Here is a 19,202-nt window from a genome sequence, read left to right as displayed (position 1 = left end):
TTTTGAGACTTAATCTGTGTTATGAATTACACTATCCGCCCAGTCATCCGGAATTTCCTGAACAGCCTGCGTGAGCTTGTCGCCCCAAAGGTGTGATATTTCAGAAAGCTCTCTTTCTTCAAAACGTTTTACAATCAGGTTTTTACTTCCTTTTGGATATACAATTACGTCGATTGGAAAACCTACATCGTTGGCAGAAACCCGAGTCGAGTCAAAAGACAAAAAGCCTGTTTTTAGTGCAAAACGGATACTCGATTCATAATAATTTATGGTTCGACGTAAAACCGGTGTTCCGTACCCTGAATTTCCAATAATAGTAAAAGGATAACCTTTGCCAATTTTTATCCAGTTTCCCTGCGGATATAAGAGATATAGTTTCTGTTCTTCGTCACCATCCAATTGCCCTCCAACAATGGTATTTATGCTAAATTCAATACCACTGTCCTCCAGCATTTTTTTGTCTTCTTTGGCAACACGTTTTATCTGTTCACCCAGCGCATTAACCACCTGGTGCATTCGCGTCATATCTTTTAACTTTTCTTCCATTATTTCAGAAAAATAAGTCAGTGTTTTGTCGCGCACCGAACGCAAACCCGAAGTCATCAGGAAAATGTTGTAGTCGCCTTTTTTATATAATTTGTATTTTTTTGCAGTAACGGTTTGGTTACCTGAAGTTATTCGGGTGTCGCTTAAAGCTACCAGCCCTTCTTTTAAACGGATTCCTAAACAGTATGTCATTGATTTGATTCTTTATTTTGTTCTTCAACCAAAACGTGGTAATTGGTTTGGTTTGTTCCGCGTCCTTTTATTACTCCTTTTAAGGTTGTGCAATCGTTGATGTCAACACCATGTGCAATTTTTATATAATGATGATCTTCCAGCAGGTTATTGGTGGGATCGAAACCGATCCATCCGGCACCTGGAACCAGGACTTCAACCCAGGCATGAACCGCACTTGCTCCTACAGCATTTTCGCCCGGGTTTAAATAACCGCTTACATATCGGGCCGGAATTTTATTGTTCCGCAAAATAGCCAGCATTAAATGCGCATAATCCTGGCAAACACCACGTCTTTCGTTAATGGTTGACTGAAGTAATCGATGAGGATCGTCTACTGAGTTGTCGTATTTTATTTCCGAGTGTACAAACTGATTGACCTGTTGAACAAACTGAAAAACTCCTTCTGTTTTTTCTTTTTTTGGAAAATCAAATTCAACCGGGATTTGAGTATGTTCACCAATATTCAGAAAAAGATAATTATCGATTTGGAACCCGGGAGTGTTTATTATTTTGTATTCTTCTTCTGCCGGCAAAAATGAAAATTCAAAAGGATTACTCTCTTCTTTTTCAACAGATGCTTTCAAGGTAAAAGAGAAATTTTTTTCCAGATTTTTAATTCTGAAACGTAAAAATTCAAATCCAAAACAATTTTCGCTGGTATAATATTGTGAAACAGGTTGGTGTTCGAAATGAATACTTTTTATTTTTTGACCGGGAATACTTGCCGGAAATACCAGAAATTCGAGTATGGCCTCGTGAATGAATTCAGAATACTCATTGGTTGTGTGATAAGTTATTTGATAGACAGGCATTTCTATTTAAAATATTCATCAGCAATCAGGTCGCTAATTAAATAAATTTTTGATAATAAATCTTCCAGAAATTCAGTTAATTTATCATCAATTTCATCAACATCCATATATTGAAACGGCGTAATAATTTTGGCAACTTTAAAATGAAGACTCTTTTTATTTAATGAATGTTCCGGCGAAATTTTGCTAATACAATCAAGCGCCATATCCAATCGGTTCACTACCGACCGCGGAAAAGATTTGTTAAACAAAAGAAATTCTATTGTATTCTGCCGGTTGGGAATACTTGTATAATATTTATTGCACATGTCTTTTGCCTCAACACAATCAAGCAAAACATCCCATTCGCGTTCGTGTATGGCATCTCCAATCTTCAGTTTACTGATTTCATTGATATCATTTAGTTTGCTAATCATGATTCGTACAACCTGTGAAGCACTTTCCAGAAAAAGGCCAAGCTGAATAAAATACCAGCCCACATTATACAGTAAAGTATATTGAATCCTTCCGCGTACATTTGAACAGCTGCCGATAACATTATACGTAAAATCTGATAGTCCTTTTGTTTTATAAATATCTACGGGATAATTGGCAATAAAATGGTAGAAATTATTGATGGCTTCCCACAATTCTGTGGAAATTGCGTCGCGTACACTGCGCGCATTTTCACGTGCCATAAATACCGCAGATACAATCGATACCGGATTGTTGTCGTCTAAAGCTGCAGCAACAAGTACCTCTTCCTCGTTGATGTTTTCACCCATTTCCGGTACGGGGAAACCAATCATATCAGCAATTGACAACAGTGCCAGTTCGTGTTGTTTTGGGTGTGAACTGTCAAGTGAAGAAAAATATTCAACATTGATATATCTTGCCAGGTGTTCGGTGCGCTCGAGGTACCTGCCCATCCAAAAAAGATTTTCTGCTGCTCTTGATAACATTGTATTCTTTTGATTTTAGAAGAAATAACTAACTACTTTTTAATCTACTATCCAGGTGTCTTTTGAGCCACCTCCCTGCGAAGAATTAACAATCAAACTTCCTTCTTTTAACGCCACACGCGATAAACCCCCCTTTAAAACAAATTCATATTTATTCCCGATTAGGCTAAATGTCCGTAGATCGAGATGCCGGGGTTCAAATGTTTTTTTCCCTTCAATATAAGTTGAATGTAACGACAAGTTCATGATAGGCTGAGCAATGTATCCGCGCGGATTTTTCTTTATTATTTTTTTTTGTTTCTCGATATTTTCTTTTGTCTCTTTTGTTCCGATAAATATTCCATATCCTCCTGATTGATCGACCGGCTTAACTACTAGTTTATCAAGGTTTTCCAGAACATATTTAGCTTCTTTTTCGATGTTGCAACGATATGTGGGAACATTACTTAAAATAGGATCTTCGCCTAAATAGTATTTTATAACATCCGGAATAAATGTGTACACTGCTTTGTCGTCAGCAACCCCTGTCCCGGGAGCATTCACCAGAGTAACGTTCCCTTTCCGGTAAGCACCCATTAACCCGGGTACTCCCAAAACTGATCCAGGCATAAAAACCAGCGGATCGATAAATGCGTCGTCAATACGGCGGTAAATTACATCAACCTTAACGGGACCTTCAATCGTGTTCATGTAAACAAAATCCTGGTCAACAAACAAATCTCGCCCTTCAACCAGCTCAACTCCCATTTTTTGTGCCAGCGCAGAATGTTCGTAATATGCAGAATTATACATTCCCGGAGTGAGAACAACACAAACCGGTTCATCAACACCCGCAGGGCGTACCGAGTGTAAAAGTTTTAACAACGCTGAAGGATATTCTACAATTGTTGAAACATCGAACTGCTTAAAAATGTGTGAAAGCGTGCGTTTCATTGCCTCACGGTTTGCAAGTACATAACTTACACCAGACGGACAGCGAATATTATCCTCAAGAATATAGTAGTTTCCGTCTGAGTGCCGGATAAGATCGGTACCTGAAATATGGCAGTAGCTTCCACCCGGAGGAGTAAAACCGTTCATTTCTTTTAACATGTGTGCCGACGAAAAAACCAAATCAGCCGGAATGATTTTATCTTTCAGTATTTTTTTGTCGTGGTATAAATCGTGTAAAAACAGGTTTATAGCATGCCCTCGCTGTAGTAATCCTTTTTCAATGGTATTCCATTCTGACTTGTGGATAATTCGCGGGAAAAGATCAAATGGAAATATCCTTTCCACTCCTTTGGGATTTTCGTTATATGTTGCAAAGGTAATTCCCTGGTTCAGAAAAGAGTTTTTTGCCGATTCGTTGATGATTTCGTATTCGGTGTCGTTAATCGTATCAAATGTAGAAATCAACTGTTGATAGTATTCGAGCACCTTTCCGTTTGCAGAAAATACTTCATCAAACATATTTTGAATTTTCGGATAGTTGTTAAATAATCCGTTTTTTTTTGTCTCTTCCCCTGTTTTCATTCCTTTGGAAATTTGTTTAACCCTTTGTGAATAATTAAAAATAAGAAAATTAATTACATAATGATAGTTATTGTCTTCGATGTTGTCATTTTGATAATAAAATTTTAATATTTATTTCAAAAAGCATATAAGTGGGTTTGTGGTTTTGCAAAATGTTTAACTCGGTTGGAGATTGAGTTATGCTTATTTTAAAATTCTGGTTTTAAGAAAATATTAATTCATTGTGTAGTCTTACTTAAAGGAAAACAATCTATTTAAAGTATTGTTGAAATGGTGACAAAAGCAAAAAACAATGCCCGTAAATATTCCAGAAACAAGTCAGCCCCGAGTTCTGATTATTGGTGCCGGATTTGCCGGATTGCGGCTGGCACGAAAATTATATAAACACGATTTTCAAATCGTATTAATCGACAGGAACAACTATCATCAGTTTCAGCCGCTGTTTTACCAGGTGGCTACATCTGGTTTGGAGCCGAGTTCAATTTCTTTTCCTTTACGAAAGGTTTTTCAAAAAGTAAAGAATGTATTTATCCGGGTTGCCGAAGTAAAAAAAATTAACCCGCAGGAGAAGATTATTGAAACCAGCCTGGGGACAGCTTGGTATGATTACCTGGTGATTGCCTCGGGTGCTACAACCAACTTTTTTGGCGTAGATAGTTTTGAAAAGAATGGTATTCCTATGAAGTCAACTTCGGAGGCTTTGTTTTTACGAAATAAGCTGCTTGAAAATTTTGAGACAGCGGTAACACTTCGTGATCCGGACGAAATTGATCGTTTGCTGAGCATAGTAGTTGTTGGAGGTGGACCAACCGGTGTTGAAGTATGCGGGGCACTTGCAGAAATGAAAAAATTTGTCCTTCCCAAAGATTACCCCGATTTGGATTTTAATTTAATGACAATTACTCTTGTAGAAGCCAATGAACAGCTTTTGCACGGAATGAGCCGGGAGGCTGGTGTAAAAGCGCTCGAATACCTTACCAGTCTGGGAGTAAAAGTAAAGTTAAATCACAAAGTAAAGAGTTACGATGGAAAGGAAATTGAGCTTGAAGATCAGGAGAATTTCCAAACACGAACCTTAATTTGGGCGGCCGGAGTGAAAGGCCAAATGCCCGACGGAATCTCTGCTGACAATATAGTTGCAGGTAATCGCTTAAAAGTCGATGAATTCAATCGCTTAGAAGACTTTCCCGAAATTTTTGCAATTGGCGATATCGCATACACGGAAACAAAAGATTATCCCAAAGGGCATCCGCAGGTCGCACAGGTTGCGCTCCAGCAGGCAGCTCTGTTGGCAAAAAATCTGATAAATATTAAAAACGGGAACAACCTGGTTCCGTTTCAATATCGCGACAAAGGTTCAATGGCAACTGTAGGGCGAAACCGCGCAGTAGTTGATTTGCCCGGATTCAAATTTTCAGGTTTTCCCGCCTGGCTGGTGTGGATGTTTGTCCACCTGATGTCGATTGTAGGTGTAAAAAACCGACTTGTTATTTTTATTAACTGGCTCTGGAATTATATGACCTACGATCAATCATTACGATTGATTATTCGTCCGAAATCAAAAAATACCTAGACACGATAAACTCTTTTATTTCTTTTTTTGAAAGGTGTTAACGCCGAAATCTGATTTCGACATCTTCTCCTTTTTGCGAAAGATTAAAGATTCCCTTGTTTACAAGCGAATAATTATTTTCTGAAGAAACCTCAGTCATTCGGCTGTACAAATCCTTTTTATCATTAGGATTACAATCGACATGGAAAAAGCAAAATAAATTTTTATCGTTGCTGTCGTCAAACTGGATTAAAAAGGCCATATGTTCAGGGAAGACTAAATCATCATAGGCATAAGTAATATCAAGTCCTGTAGCTTCTTTTACAATTGCTCGTACAGCTTCAAGATTTCTAAATTTCATATTGTTAATTTTAAAGGATTAAAAACCACATTTTTAGTTGCTGAAAACGTTCGGCCTGCTCATATGTCTGGCATTTTACCAGTTCCATATTAATGGCATCTTCAAACTCGCCTTCGTTGAAATCGAGCTTTTTTAGAAGTTCTTCTTTCGAATTGTATTTATAGCATGATTTACGGAGTTCATTATCAACTCCTATCTGTTTTACAAATTTTATTGCTTTTCCAAGTGCCATACTTTTTTATTTTAATTGCATGTAGAACCACAGCTTGAGCATGAGTTGCTATTACACGATGATGAAGAGATAAGTCTTGATTCCTCTGTTGTAAAAGATTTCAGTTCACTTGCCTGAAACAACCTGATGTTTTTTTCAACATCAAAACTCCGGGCTTTAAATACGTTTATGCCATTTCTGTTAAACATCGACAAAACCATGGGGGTGATGTTCATGCTTATGATGGAAAAAATATTTTTTTCCAACAACCCTGAGTTCAGCCCGCCTGGTGTTTCGCTAATCTCTTTTGCCGAAATCCATTCCGTCGTTTTTAAATCAGTGTCGTGAATACAAACATGTCCGAGGTTGTGAAATCCCTCTGCAACCTCGTTCCTTCTCGTTGTATCATCTTTTACAGGTAGCAATACTTTCATATTTTAATTTTTTGAATGCAAAAAAGCAGGCAAACCCGGTGCCATAAAAGATCACTTGTTGATTTTTAGTAGTTTAGCTTAATTAAAAGAATGGAAGTCTTTCATTTTTGTAAGAAATTTTAAGCGGAACCTACATAAATGTAGTTTTTATATTTCTTTTTCAACAGATATTTTCTTGTTTGCTTTTCCTGGCTTCAGGTAGTATTTTTAGAGAATAATTTCAGAAAGTATTTTGATGGTAATTCAAAAAAACAGAGACGATAGTTTTAGGAAGGAAAAGGATTTTGAAACGCAACTTTCCGAAATAAAAATGGAGCTGGAGGAAATCCGGGCTGCGTTGGAGGAAGAAAAGAACCAGCGGCAGTTTTATCAGTTTGTGGCCGATTTTACTTTTGGCTGGGAGTTGTGGCTCGATCCGTCGGGAAAAATAAAGTATTGTTCTCCTTCTTGCCAGGACTTAACAGGTTTTACTGCAAACCAGGTGATTGCTTCCGAAAATATTAGTGTTTTATTGATTTATGAGCCAGACAGGGAAAAATTTAACCATTTTATTTCCGATTCGCTCAACCAGTTAATAATGAACCAATCACTGGAGTTTCGTATTTTGACCCGCCATAAACAACTTTGCTGGTGTTCGGTGAATGTGCGTGGAGTATATAATAAACAAGGAAGATATTTGGGAATTCGAGCTTCTGTACATGACATCACTCGTTTGAAGAGAGCGTTGGGACATATTCAGGAACTTTCAGAAGGAAAAGAATTCGAAAACCGCGCAAAATGGCGAATGAAATCGAAATTGGACAACAAGGAGCGTGAAGTGATATCCTCTTTGTTGCAGCTTTCGCAAAAAAACGAACTTTTGGCATTGGTTCAGAAACAGCTAAAAAAACTTGTTTCGGGGACTTCTCAACAGGCTCATCAAAAAGCATCCGCTCTGTTGAAAACATTGGAAAGTGTTTCTATATCACCAGTCGATTGGGAAATGGTTGTTCAACAGCTCGAGAATTTGCACCCTGGTTTCATCGACAGGCTAAAACTTAAACACCCGAATTTAAGCTCAAAAGAAGAAAAGTTGTGTTCTTATCTTCGTCTCGGTCTTTCAAGTAAGGAAATTGCCGGTTTGCAAAATATCAATTCCAAAAGTGTTGAAGTCTCCAGAGGCAGGCTTCGTAAAAAATTGAAACTTCAACGGGAGGAACGCTTAAAGGAATATGTAGACCACATTTGAATTTCTGTTTATTGTAGTGTTTATTTGTATTTGTATATTTTATTTGTAGTGTTATTATGTTCTTTAATATGTTGTTTTATATTTATTTATATTAATATTGTATGTTTTTATTGGATTATGTATGAGTTGATGTATTGTTTTTTTATTATGTTTTTAGATTGATTTAAAATATATTTGAAGCATTCTAAAAAGATAAACATGTCCAAATTCACAGAAAAAAAATCTTACCGTTCGTTATATGATGAAGAAATAGGTCAGTTGGTGCATCAGGGGTGTTCTTCCACTGACTGGAGTCTTGTAAGAGTTTCAAATGATTTTATTCCCGATAATGTTGAGAACTGCAAGCTAACAGGTCATATCCGGTTAAACAGTTTTAGTCAAACAGTTGAGTTAATAGGTGGTATAACTTTTAAGGCCGGAATTTACAATGCCTGGTTGCACAATTGCGAAGTAGGAAAGAATGCACTTATTCACAATGTGCGGAGTTATATTGCTAATTACAATATTGGAGAAGGTGTGATTATCCACAATGTAACCACGGTTGCAGTTGACGGTGAAACTACCTTTGGAAACGGAATTCGTGTTGAGACAATTAACGAGGGAGGTGGTCGCGAAATTCCAATTTATGATCATCTTTCAACACATGTTGCCTATATGATGGCTTTGTACCGCCACCGTCCTAAGCTGGTGGAAGCCCTGGTTCAAATGGTGGATGAATATTCCGGCTACGTAAAAAATGATGTTGGAGTGATTGGTGCACATTCGAGAATTATAAACTGCAATACTATTTTAAATGTGAAAATGGGACCGGCAACCGTTGTTGACGGCGGTAAAAAATTGAAGAATGGCAGCATTAACAGTAATTTTGAAGCACCGGTGGAGATAGGTGAAGGTGTGATAATGGAGGATTTTATTGTATGTTCCGGCTCCCGCGTTACTGATGCAACGCTGGTTGCAAAATGTTTTATCGGTCAGGGGTGTATCCTTGATAAACACTATTCAGCGGTAAACTCATTGTTTTTTGCCAACTGTCAGGGGTTTCACGGAGAGGCATGTTCCATATTTGCCGGGCCGTACACGGTAACGCATCATAAATCCACTTTGCTCATTGCCGGAATGTATTCTTTTTTAAATGCAGGAAGTGGTTCCAATCAAAGTAATCATTTGTATAAGCTGGGGCCTATCCACCAGGGAATTATGGAGCGAGGCGCCAAAACAACCAGCGACTCTTATGTTTTGTGGCCTTCGCGAATTGGAGCATTTTCGCTTGTGATGGGGCGGCATTATAAACACAGTGATACTACTGATTTCCCATTTTCATATCTTATTGAGAGTAAAGATGAGAGTATTCTTGTGCCTGCTATAAACCTAAAAAGTATAGGTACTATTCGCGATTCGCAAAAGTGGCCAAAACGCGATAACCGGAAAGATTCAAACCTGCTTGATTTAATCAATTTTAATTTGCTTAGTCCTTACACCATTCAGAAAATGATGAATGGAAGGAAAAAATTGAAAGCCATCCGAAAGACATCGGGTGAATTTGCCAGCGAGTACAGCTACGAAAAAATGAAAATCGAAAAGAAGGCTTTGGATCGTGGAATTGATTTGTATGAAATGGCCATCTGGAAATTTTTGGGTAACTCACTGATAACCCGCCTTCAGGGGAAAGAGTATCAAAATAATGATGAGATTCGTGAAACAATGAAAAAAGACACAGCGCTGGGAGTTGGTTTGTGGGTCGACTTATCAGGTCTTATTTGTCCCTATGAAGCTTTGAATAATCTTTTAAAGTCTATTGAAGATAAAGTCATAACCTCATTGGAAGAAGTTAATTCAGCCCTGACAGCACTGCATAAAAATTATTACAATTACGAATGGACCTGGGCGCATGATGTTTTGGGAAGGTATTACTGCCGGAAACCGGAGGATTTTACAGCCGAGGATGTTATTGATATTGTTGAAAAATGGAAAGGAAGCGTTTTGGGAATTGACAGGCTGCTCTATGAAGACGCACAAAAAGAGTTTTCGCTTACTAAAATGACCGGTTTTGGAGTTGACGGGCAAAATGGCGACAGGGAAATGGACTTTACACAAGTTAGAGGAGAATTTGAAGAGAATGTTACGGTAAAGGCTATAAAAGTGCATATGGAGACGAAAGAAAGATTGGGAGAAGAGCTCATAAGCCGGATGAAAAAAACAATAAGCAAACGAGTTTACGTGAATCAGGATTAATCACCAGATAATAAATCAAATATGTGTGGAATTGTAGGTTATATTGGTAACAAGGAAGCATTTCCTGTTTTGATAAATGGATTAAAGCGATTGGAGTACCGTGGTTACGATTCAGCAGGGGTTGCCATTTTAAACGGAACACTGGATGTTTATAAACAGCAAGGTAAAGTAGGTGAGTTAGAGGAATTTGTTCTTTCGCAAAAAGTGCAAGGTAATGTTGGCATTGGTCATACCCGATGGGCAACCCACGGCGAACCAAGTGATGCAAATGCTCATCCTCATTTATCAATGAATGGGAAGTTTTCTGTTGTTCACAATGGGATAATTGAAAACTATGCCCGGCTGAAAGAAGATCTTGTTAAACATGGTTTTGTGTTTTCAAGCGAAACCGATACCGAAGTGCTGGCCAATTTAATTGAATTTTTCTACAATCAGGCTGACGATATCAGTGCTGAAACTGCGGTTCAACTTGCGCTTTCAAAGGTGGTTGGAGCCTACGGAATTGCGGTTTTATGCAGCGAAGAAAAAGATAAAATTGTTGTGGCCCGCAAAGGAAGTCCTTTGGTGGTTGGCCTGGGAAATGGCGAATATTTTGTTGCCAGTGATGCCTCTCCAATTGCCGAATTTACAAACCATGTTGTCTATCTGAACGATGAAGATGTTGCTGTACTTGACAAGAATAATTTTACATTGAAAAATATTCAAAATAACCCGGTTTCAATGAAAATAACCAATCTTGACCTTGAAATTGGAGAACTCGATAAAGGTGATTTTGAACATTTTATGCTGAAAGAAATTTATGAACAACCCAAAACCATTGAAGAAACATTCCGTGGCCGCTTAAAACCTGAATATTCAGAAATCGTTCTTGGCGGTTTGTTAAACGTGTTTCCACGGATTATGGAAGCCGAACGGATTGTTATTGTGGGCTGCGGAACATCGTGGCATGCAGCCTTGATTGGAGAATACATGCTCGAAGAATATGCCCGTGTTCCGGTAGAGGTGGAATATGCTTCGGAGTTCAGGTACAGAAAGCCTGTTTTGACTGAAAAAGATGCTGTTATTTTTATCAGTCAGAGTGGTGAAACTGCCGATACAATGGCGGCATTGCATCTGGCAAAAGAAAAAGGTGCGCTGGTTTTGGGAATTTGTAATGTGGTAGGTTCATCGCTTTCACGTGAAACCGATGCCGGAGTTTATACGCATGCCGGAGTTGAAATTGGCGTTGCCTCAACAAAAGCATTTACTGCGCAGGTAACAGTTTTAACCATGTTTGCCTTAAAACTCGCGAAGGCAAAAGGTAATATTGGCGAAGAAGAATACCAGGAACTGGTGAAAGAGTTGTCGCAAATTCCGGAAAAAGGAAAGCAGGTTCTGGAAAATAATGAAGCGATTAAACAGGTGGCCGAAAAATATAAAGACGCTGTAAATGCATTGTATTTGGGACGCGGATATTTGTTCCCTGTGGCTTTGGAAGGTGCTTTGAAACTGAAAGAGATTTCATATATCCATGCTGAAGGTTATGCAGCCGGCGAAATGAAACACGGACCAATTGCTTTGGTAGACGATAATTTGCCGGTAGTTGTGGTTGCCCCTCACGATGCATATTATGAAAAAATTGTAAGTAATATTCAAGAGGTAAAAGCACGGAAAGGAAATGTAATTGCTATTGTAACCGAGGGAGACAAAGGATTAAAAGAAATGGCAAACGATGTTATTGAGATTCCAAAATCGCACCCGGCTTTGGCGCCGCTCCTGGCAGTTTTACCTTTGCAGTTGCTCGCCTACCACATTGCACTGTTGCGTGGATGTAATGTTGACCAGCCCCGAAATCTGGCGAAATCAGTTACAGTAGAATGAAACATTATCCTGGAATAAGCTTTTTAGCTTAAAAGAGAGTAGGAGATTATATTTTAACCTTCGGTTTGATTTGGTAGCCTGTCAGGGAGTGCTTTTCATCGATTATTTTTTTCAATACAAATTGTAAAAATTAGCTTTGGATAAGATTAAAAATAAATCACCTTTGTAATATCCGGTATAGCTAAACTAAATGAATTCCAATACAGGCGAAAAGAAAGTAAAACTTTCAAAGATTATTATTTTTTGTGTTACAATAATTCTAGCTGTTCTTATTGTTTCTTTTACTGTGGGGAAGGAATTTTACGAAGGGAAAAGCGACAGCATGTTTTCTTTTGGAGCAGTTCATTTTGCCGGTTACCTGTTTTTTCTGCTGATGCCCGTTGAAGCGGCTTTTGTTTATTATCTTTCGTTTTACGAAGAGTCGAAACTTATAGCAATTGCTTTGGGAACTGCTTTTGTTGCGCAATTAGTCGACTACCTGATTGGATATTCATTCAGTTTAAAGTTTATACACAATTTTGTAGGCGAAAAACGCCTCATAAAAGCTGAGAAACACATTCGGAAGTATGGCAATCTAACCATTTTTATTTTTAATTTATTCCCGTTGTCATCGCCTGTTATAGCGTTGGTTGCAGGAATGCTGAAGTACAAATTAAGAGATTTGATTGTTTTCAGTTTGATGGGATTGATCCTAAAATATGTAATTCTGAGTTTGATTTTTTAGCCGTTGCTGACTTCTTTTTTCCTGATTAATTTTGAAGGAAAGATTCGTGTAGAAATGTCAAATTTTATCTGGCCAACGAAAAAGCTTTATATTTGCATCGAATTTTAAAAATAGAATTATGAAAGCATTTGTTTTTCCCGGTCAGGGAGCACAGTACCCGGGAATGGGAAAAGATTTGTATGAAAATTCGGCAGAAGCAAAAGCTTTGTTTGATAAAGCAAATGAAATTCTGGGTTTTAATATTACCAATATTATGTTTGAAGGCTCGGTTGACGATCTGAAACAAACCAAAGTAACACAACCGGCTATATTTTTGCATTCGGTTTTACTGGCAAAAACATTAAAAGATTTTTCTCCAGACATGGTTGCAGGCCATTCATTGGGTGAATTTTCAGCATTGGTCGCCAATGGTGCATTAAGTTTTGAAGATGGTTTAACACTGGTTTCAAAACGTGCGATGGCGATGCAAAAAGCCTGTGAAATTGAGCCTTCAACGATGGCTGCAATTGTTGGATTGGAAGATGAGATAGTTGAAGAGGTTTGCAGAAGTATTGAAGAGGTTGTAGTTCCGGCCAATTATAATTGTCCGGGGCAGTTGGTAATTTCCGGCTCAATGACGGGCATTGATAAAGCTTGTGAAATTTTGACAGAAAAAGGTGCGAAAAGAGCTTTGAAATTAGTAGTTGGAGGAGCTTTTCATTCTCCGCTTATGGAGCCTGCCCGGGAAGAATTGGCAGCGGCAATTGAATCAACTGTTTTTAGTAATCCTGTTTGTCCGGTTTATCAGAATGTAAACGCAAAACCTGTGACAGACCCGGATACCGTTAAAAAGAACCTGATTGCTCAGTTGACTGCGCCGGTTCGCTGGACACAAACAGTTCAGAATATGATTGCAGATGGCGCCGCTTCGTTTACTGAAATTGGGCCAGGAAAAGTATTGCAAGGTCTGGTTAAAAAAGTTGACCGGGCGATGGAAACATCAGGAGTAAATAGTTTTGAAGGATAAGTACAACTCAGATAGAACGCAAAATCCCGGAAATTCTTCCGGGATTTTTTATTTAGGCACCTTCAGCAGTAAAGGTCTTCGGACAAAATCGGGTAAAATCTCCTTGATATTTTTTCCCGATTTTGATAAAAGAATCTCTTTTTTTTGTGTCGATTGATTTTATGACGAAAAAAGGCCGGAATTGGGCATAGTTTTCCCATTTGCCTAAAGATTTTGAATAAATTGATTTGATTTTAGGCAGCTTGTTTTTGGAGCGCCATTTTTCGGGCTATCCTAACTGCATTTGCTGTATGTACACCAAAGAAAATCCAGAGTTCTTCATTTTTCCGGGTCATGGCCCTTATTTTCTTTAAGCCGTAGTGTTCTTTTTCTGTTCCAAAGCTTCCTTCCATTCGCGTGGCTCTTTCTTTACGAAGTACAGAATGAAGTATTTTCCGGTGCTGTTCATGTTTTCCTGCCCTTCCTTTTCGTTTAAACCCATGGATGATATTCTCTTTCCTGCACCAGGTGCGGTTGGCATTGGTGGCATAAATATCATCGCCCGAAAGGTGTGTTGGTTTACCTACCAGCTGGCGACCGTAACGCACAGATTGCTTAAGCCTTATCCCCTCATGAAAAGCGCTGAAGCTTATGTGCTCGATAAAATTAATCCCTCCAAATTGTATCATATTTACCTTGGCTCCAAATTCAACAGGTTTAACTTCTTTTCCTCGTACAATTGGCCGGATATAAGCTTTTGAAAGGCTGACTATACGGTCGGGTACACTTTTACCTGTATCAAAAATTTCTTGTTGTTGAGATAATACCGTGGTAATTATTTTGATTTGGCGATAATATCTGGCTGGCATGGTAAATTCATAAAGATAGTTCTGCTGGGTTTCTTCCAGTAAAAACAATAATTTCCCCAGTAAGTGCAGCAGGCTCCGGGTAAGTATTCTACGCTGCTTTTTCGATTTCCTGCGCTTTCGGCTGTAGTGACTATACCTTTCTTTTTGCTTGAGATATTTGGTTCGGGGTGTTCGTATCTTTAAATACTTACAGCTTAATTTCAATTGACCGTAACACCAGTCTACACTTTCCCACAGTAGTTTTATATTGGTTGGGTAACGCATCGAAGTTTCGTAACATGTTGCATCGGTAAGCATAATGTTGGGATGTTCAATAAAGGGTTTCCAATGTTTTGCCAATATTTTTTGAGCTTCACTAATAGCTAACCTTGATGACAAAAAAGTACGTATCTGGCTGACAATTTTATAATTGGTAAGCCTTTCACCTTGTAGCCAGATGTCACAAAAAAGCTGAAAGTGGATATTGCCGTTTAAGTGCTCAATTAGTTTTCGGTCTGAACACCCCACATAAGACTTAAGGAACATCAATGCAATCATTCCCCCGGGACTAAAAAAACGGGAAGGTCCTTTCTTATTTTCTTTGATTTTAAAATGCCGGACTAAATCATCCCAGGGTAAGGAGACATAGAGTTTACCAATTTCAGATGTTAAAAATGATTTCCAGTAAAGAGAAAATTCCTGACGTGGTGAATTAAAATTAATTTCAAGGGGCGTTTCATAAATTCTTTGTACTTTCACAATTAAGGATTTTGAAAATTACCCCGATTTTTGGCGATTCAGGCCTTTTTCGGGGTTTTTCTTAAAAATAACAAAACCTATCGTATTTATTGTCAATAGGTTTTGATACTTATGAACATCCCTATTTAAGTAACCAATGTTTTCTTTTGCAACATTCTGTAAATTGTCGATTTTCCAATCCCAAGTTTTGATGCTACCAGTCGTACATTTTGATTGTATTTGTTCAGAAAATGTTTTATAATTTCATTGTTATATTCTTCAAGTGTTTTTTCATTGGCGAGCAAATTCTGAACGCTGTCATCTACATTCATATTTAAGTGACTTGGTTTTATAACATCGCGGTTTGTCATTACACAGGCCAGCTCCATAACAGCTTTTAATTCCCTTATATTTCCGGGAAAGTGGTACGTCAGTAGCATTTTTTTAGCTTCATCGGAAATCGATTTGGGCTCCATTTCATTTTCCTTGCAAAATTCATCAACAAAATATTTTGCCAGGAGGATGATATCATTGCCGCGTTCTCTTAATGGGGGAAGTTCAATGGGCAGTCCCAGCAGGCGGTAATATAAATCCTGTCTGAATTGTCCTTCGGCTACCAGATTTGAAAGATTTTTATGGGTAGCAGTTATTATTCTGACATCCAGGGGTATGGTTTCGCTTCCCCCTAAGCGGGTAACTTCGCGTTCCTGAATTACCCGCAACAATTTAGCCTGAATGGCAATGTCCAGATCGGCGATTTCATCAAGAAACAAAGTTCCTGAATTTGCCTGTTCAAATTTTCCTATTTTTCTAAAATCAGCACCTGTAAATGCGCCTTTTTCGTGTCCAAAAAGTTCACTTTCAACAAGGGTTTCAGGAATAGCCGAAACATTAACCGCTACAAAAGGTTTTGTGCTTCTTTTTGAGTTATAATGAATACCTTTTGCCACCAGTTCCTTTCCTGTGCCGGTTTCACCTGAAACCGAAATGGATATTTGAGTTTGAATGGCTTTTTCCATCAGGTCAAAAACATGATCAATTTCGCGGCTGTTCCCCTTTATTAATTTTCTAAAATTGTATTTTTCTTTTACCGCATCCTTTAGAAGAATATTTTCATTCTTCAGTTGGTCGCTTTTATAGATGTTTTTTATGATGTTGCTTAGCTTTTCCCGGGTGTCGGGAGCTTTCATAATGTAATCGTAAGCCCCGCTTTTCATCAGTTCTATCGCTGTAGTTATATTTTCCTGGGCTGAGATTACAATGACGTGTGTGTCAGGTAGTTTTTGTTGTATTTGTTTTAATACTTCCTGTCCGGTCATGTCGGGCAAAGTATAGTCGAGGGTAATGATGTGGGGATTTTCACCCAAATTTGCAATACAATCCTTACCATTATAAAATACTTTAACCTGAAACTGATCGCTAACCAGTTGTTTTTTTAAGACTTGTGCATACAACTCATTATCTTCAACAATGAAAATCTTGTAATTGTGGTTTATTTTATGATTGGGCATGTGGTGAAATTTTGGTGTTTTCTACTATTCCAAATGCAAATTTTGTAAATCTGTCTCAAAATAGGAATTTTTTCTCATTTTTTTCTCTGATTGGAAAGAAATTTTTGTTTTTGGAAATTTTTCAATTAAAATTTGTATGCGGCCTTTTGTAAATCTTCCAATGTTTTAAACGGATTTTCTGGTTTTAGGTATTTGGCAAGATGCTGATGGATTTTTAACCGGATTTCTTTTCCGGTTTTAGTATCCATTCTGTCAAATGAATGTCCTCCCGGTAAATCTTCAAAGATTTTGTATTCAAATGGTTTTCCTTCAGCTTTTAACGATTTAATCAGGTGTTCCACTTCCAGAACGTTTACATCATCATCGTTGGTGTTGGTGTGAATCAATAGTGGCGTCCCGTCAAATTTATGAGTGTTCCATACAGGTGATCTTCTTCTGTATTCCTGTACATTGTCATTGGCACTTTTCCCGATGTGATAGTCTGCCTCGTATAAGTCACGATAACTTTGGTTATGGTACCCCATCCGTGCGATCAGATCACTGACAGGGACTCCTGCAAAGGCCACCTGGTATTCATCAGGATGATCAAAGATATTCATCAATGTAATTAAACCACCATGGCTCCACCCAATAATTCCTACCCGGTTTTTATCGATGAAACTGTAATTCTCAATCATATAATTTCGGCTGTAATATACATCTTCGGTTTCGAGTCCACCGTAGTCTATTTTTTCGTAATGACCTCTTCCGTAACCCGTACTTCCCCTGTATTCGGGAGCTACAATTACATAGCCCTCACTAATCAACTCGCGTACTATGTGGGTGTAGTATGTTGTAAAATCGGAGTGAACTCCACCGTGTGGCAAAACAATTAAAGGGTATTTTTTTGATATATCAACATCTGACGGGATAAAAACGTAGGTCCAGAATTTTACCGGATTTCCGGCGCCTTTTGCTGTTGGATTTTCTTCTTTCCATTTAGGCGGGCCATAAATATAAAGTTTGTCAACATGTGCAATATCACCCACTTTATTAAACCACAGAACATCATCAATCATTTTTGCCAACTGATCTATCCGGTGATCCATGTTTTCATCCGAGTTTTGCAGTTGCTCAATCTCTTCTTTTAATGAATCTGTGTTTTGTGCATTCGTAAATAATGCACATAAGGTAAAAAGCGTAACAAGCATCGTTGATTTTTTCATAATTTTAGATATTATTTCGTGTTTTATCCCAGAAAAATATATATTATCCGACTAATTCCATATTTCAGGAATTAGTTTTATAAAATTAAAAAAATCTCGTTATTTGAATAAGTTTTCGATTTTGTGAATAAACAGGCCGACTAAAATGTTTTATAGAACCGGTTAATATTCGCTAAGCGAGATACTCAAATTGATTTATTGAATTTTCAAAATAAACCAACAAATAAATATTATGAAATACAAAGCTTTTCATAGGTTGTCATATGGATTGTATCTAATCGCTACAGAGCTTGAAGGGAAAAAATACGGATATATTGGAAATACTGCTTTTCAGGTAACCTCAAGTCCCTCACAAATTGCTATTAGCAGTCATAAAAAAAATAACTCTACTGATAAGATTATTAATAGTAAAAAATTTTCGTTATCGGTTTTAAAAAAAGAAGTAAATACCACGTTGATAGGTGAATTTGGCTTTATGTCGAGTACGGATATCGATAAATTCAGAAACATAGAAACCAAAACTTCAAAAACCGGGGCCCCGATTGTAACAGATTCCTGTGTTGCCTGGTTTGATTGTAAAGTTGTTACTACTGTAGATGTTGGTTCTCATATGTTAATTATTGGAGAGGTTGTGGATAGTGATGTCCTTTCAGGAGAAGAACCGTTGACTTATGCTTATTATCGCGAGAAGTACAAAATGCTGTCACCCAAAAATTCACCTACATATGTTGAAAGAGATCGGCTTGACAAAGAAGAAGAACCAAAAGCGGAAATACAGGAAGAGCGTGAGAAGCAACCTGAGAAAGATTCCGGTTCGGACAATATGAGTACTTTCACTTGTACAATTTGCGGATTCCGCTACGATCCGGAGGAAGGAGATCCAACAATGGGAATTCCTCCCGGCACTCCGTTCGAAGATCTACCCGATGACTACAAGTGTCCGATTTGTAATGCGTCTAAAGATTACTTCAGAGAGGATTAACGGTACTAATTTCTGTTACTTATTACAAAGAATTGTGGGTTCCGTCGCAGTACGGTTTATTTCCTGTTTGTTTACACCTGCAAAGCCAGGTATCTTGTTTTTCTTCAATTTTAAACATCACAGGAGTAAACTCAGTGCCTCTGTGCGAACCATCGCAGAATGGTTGGTTGTTACTTTGTCCGCAGGCACACCAGAAGTGTGTTCCCGGCTCGAGTGATACTTGAATTGGACTTTTTGCTGCAATTTTCGGTTTTGTCATAGTTTAACAAATTTAAAGGTTCTT

The 19,202-nt window shown here is 38.0% G+C and carries 18 protein-coding genes; 7 read left to right on the top strand and 11 right to left on the bottom strand.

All coding sequences use genetic code 11. From position 1 onward, the window contains the following. Window positions 1-9 precede the first annotated feature (9 nt). Genes GM418_RS04985 through GM418_RS04970 form a run of 4 tightly spaced genes read right to left on the bottom strand, consistent with a single transcriptional unit; the run spans window position 10 to window position 4,048 of the window. Window positions 10-738: a proteasome-type protease gene (locus GM418_RS04985; protein ID WP_158863761.1), complete on the bottom strand. Its 729-nt coding sequence runs from the start codon at window positions 736-738 to the stop codon at window positions 10-12. Next, the gene (locus GM418_RS04980) at window positions 735-1,592 is read right to left on the bottom strand and encodes a transglutaminase-like domain-containing protein (RefSeq protein ID WP_158863759.1); all 858 of its coding nucleotides are present in this window, start codon (window positions 1,590-1,592) and stop codon (window positions 735-737) included. The genes GM418_RS04985 and GM418_RS04980 overlap by 4 nt, the downstream gene beginning before the upstream one ends. 2 nt (window positions 1,593-1,594) lie before the next feature. Continuing rightward, window positions 1,595-2,533: an alpha-E domain-containing protein gene (locus GM418_RS04975; RefSeq protein ID WP_158863757.1), complete on the bottom strand. Its 939-nt coding sequence runs from the start codon at window positions 2,531-2,533 to the stop codon at window positions 1,595-1,597. Window positions 2,534-2,572: 39 nt separating this feature from the next. After that, window positions 2,573-4,048: a circularly permuted type 2 ATP-grasp protein gene (locus GM418_RS04970; RefSeq protein ID WP_158863755.1), complete on the bottom strand. Its 1,476-nt coding sequence runs from the start codon at window positions 4,046-4,048 to the stop codon at window positions 2,573-2,575. Window positions 4,049-4,340: 292 nt separating this feature from the next. Between GM418_RS04970 and GM418_RS04965 the strand changes: the two genes are divergently transcribed. Beyond that, window positions 4,341-5,621, top strand: a complete 1,281-nt coding sequence (locus tag GM418_RS04965; RefSeq protein ID WP_158863753.1) for an NAD(P)/FAD-dependent oxidoreductase — start codon at window positions 4,341-4,343, stop codon at window positions 5,619-5,621. Window positions 5,622-5,658: 37 nt separating this feature from the next. Here GM418_RS04965 and GM418_RS04960 read toward each other — a convergent pair whose 3' ends face one another. From GM418_RS04960 to GM418_RS04950, 3 genes are read right to left on the bottom strand one after another with little or no spacing between them, the layout of a single operon-like run. Next, entirely contained in the window at window positions 5,659-5,961 is a 303-nt protein-coding gene (locus GM418_RS04960) for a hypothetical protein (RefSeq protein WP_158863751.1), read from the bottom strand. 10 nt (window positions 5,962-5,971) lie between these two features. Continuing rightward, window positions 5,972-6,193, bottom strand: a complete 222-nt coding sequence (locus GM418_RS04955; RefSeq protein ID WP_158863750.1) for a hypothetical protein — start codon at window positions 6,191-6,193, stop codon at window positions 5,972-5,974. Between the two features lie 11 nt (window positions 6,194-6,204). After that, window positions 6,205-6,606: a NifB/NifX family molybdenum-iron cluster-binding protein gene (locus GM418_RS04950; RefSeq protein ID WP_158863748.1), complete on the bottom strand. Its 402-nt coding sequence runs from the start codon at window positions 6,604-6,606 to the stop codon at window positions 6,205-6,207. Between the two features lie 235 nt (window positions 6,607-6,841). On the opposite strand from GM418_RS04950, the gene GM418_RS04945 reads away from it, so the two are divergent. From GM418_RS04945 to fabD, 5 genes are all read left to right on the top strand, one after another. Further along, a complete protein-coding gene (locus tag GM418_RS04945; RefSeq protein ID WP_158863746.1) occupies window positions 6,842-7,834 on the top strand; it encodes a PAS domain S-box protein in 993 nt (330 codons plus the stop codon). A 198-nt stretch (window positions 7,835-8,032) separates the two neighbouring features. Further along, window positions 8,033-10,066 carry a DUF4954 family protein gene (locus GM418_RS04940; protein WP_158863744.1) on the top strand — a complete coding sequence of 678 codons (2,034 nt, stop codon included), beginning with the start codon at window positions 8,033-8,035 and terminating at the stop codon, window positions 10,064-10,066. 21 nt (window positions 10,067-10,087) lie between these two features. Next, window positions 10,088-11,926, top strand: coding sequence for a glutamine--fructose-6-phosphate transaminase (isomerizing) (gene glmS, locus GM418_RS04935; RefSeq protein ID WP_158863742.1), 1,839 nt, complete (start codon window positions 10,088-10,090; stop codon window positions 11,924-11,926). A 190-nt stretch (window positions 11,927-12,116) separates the two neighbouring features. Beyond that, window positions 12,117-12,650, top strand: a complete 534-nt coding sequence (locus GM418_RS04930) for a DedA family protein (protein ID WP_158863740.1) — start codon at window positions 12,117-12,119, stop codon at window positions 12,648-12,650. A 118-nt stretch (window positions 12,651-12,768) separates the two neighbouring features. Next, window positions 12,769-13,656, top strand: coding sequence for an ACP S-malonyltransferase (gene fabD, locus GM418_RS04925; RefSeq protein WP_158863738.1), 888 nt, complete (start codon window positions 12,769-12,771; stop codon window positions 13,654-13,656). A gap of 233 nt (window positions 13,657-13,889) precedes the next feature. Here fabD and GM418_RS04920 read toward each other — a convergent pair whose 3' ends face one another. The 3 genes from GM418_RS04920 to GM418_RS04910 form a co-directional block, all read right to left on the bottom strand. Next, window positions 13,890-15,242 carry a transposase gene (locus tag GM418_RS04920; RefSeq protein ID WP_217447505.1) on the bottom strand — a complete coding sequence of 451 codons (1,353 nt, stop codon included), beginning with the start codon at window positions 15,240-15,242 and terminating at the stop codon, window positions 13,890-13,892. A gap of 125 nt (window positions 15,243-15,367) precedes the next feature. After that, a complete protein-coding gene (locus tag GM418_RS04915; protein ID WP_158863736.1) occupies window positions 15,368-16,732 on the bottom strand; it encodes a sigma-54-dependent transcriptional regulator in 1,365 nt (454 codons plus the stop codon). Between the two features lie 125 nt (window positions 16,733-16,857). Beyond that, window positions 16,858-17,937 (bottom strand): alpha/beta hydrolase family protein, encoded by a 1,080-nt coding sequence (locus GM418_RS04910; protein ID WP_158863734.1) that lies wholly within the window; start codon window positions 17,935-17,937, stop codon window positions 16,858-16,860. Window positions 17,938-18,169: 232 nt separating this feature from the next. Here GM418_RS04910 and GM418_RS31995 point away from each other — a divergent pair, with 232 nt between their 5' ends. Then, window positions 18,170-18,919: a flavin reductase gene (locus GM418_RS31995; protein WP_158863732.1), complete on the top strand. Its 750-nt coding sequence runs from the start codon at window positions 18,170-18,172 to the stop codon at window positions 18,917-18,919. Between the two features lie 22 nt (window positions 18,920-18,941). Here GM418_RS31995 and GM418_RS04900 read toward each other — a convergent pair whose 3' ends face one another. Further along, a complete protein-coding gene (locus tag GM418_RS04900) occupies window positions 18,942-19,178 on the bottom strand; it encodes a CDGSH iron-sulfur domain-containing protein (RefSeq protein ID WP_158863730.1) in 237 nt (78 codons plus the stop codon). Window positions 19,179-19,202 lie beyond the last annotated feature (24 nt).

The sequence above is a fragment of the Maribellus comscasis genome (assembly GCF_009762775.1).
Classification (GTDB): domain Bacteria; phylum Bacteroidota; class Bacteroidia; order Bacteroidales; family Prolixibacteraceae; genus Draconibacterium; species Draconibacterium comscasis.
Note: the sequence above shows the minus strand (reverse complement) of the source record. Positions and strands in the feature narration are given on the sequence as shown.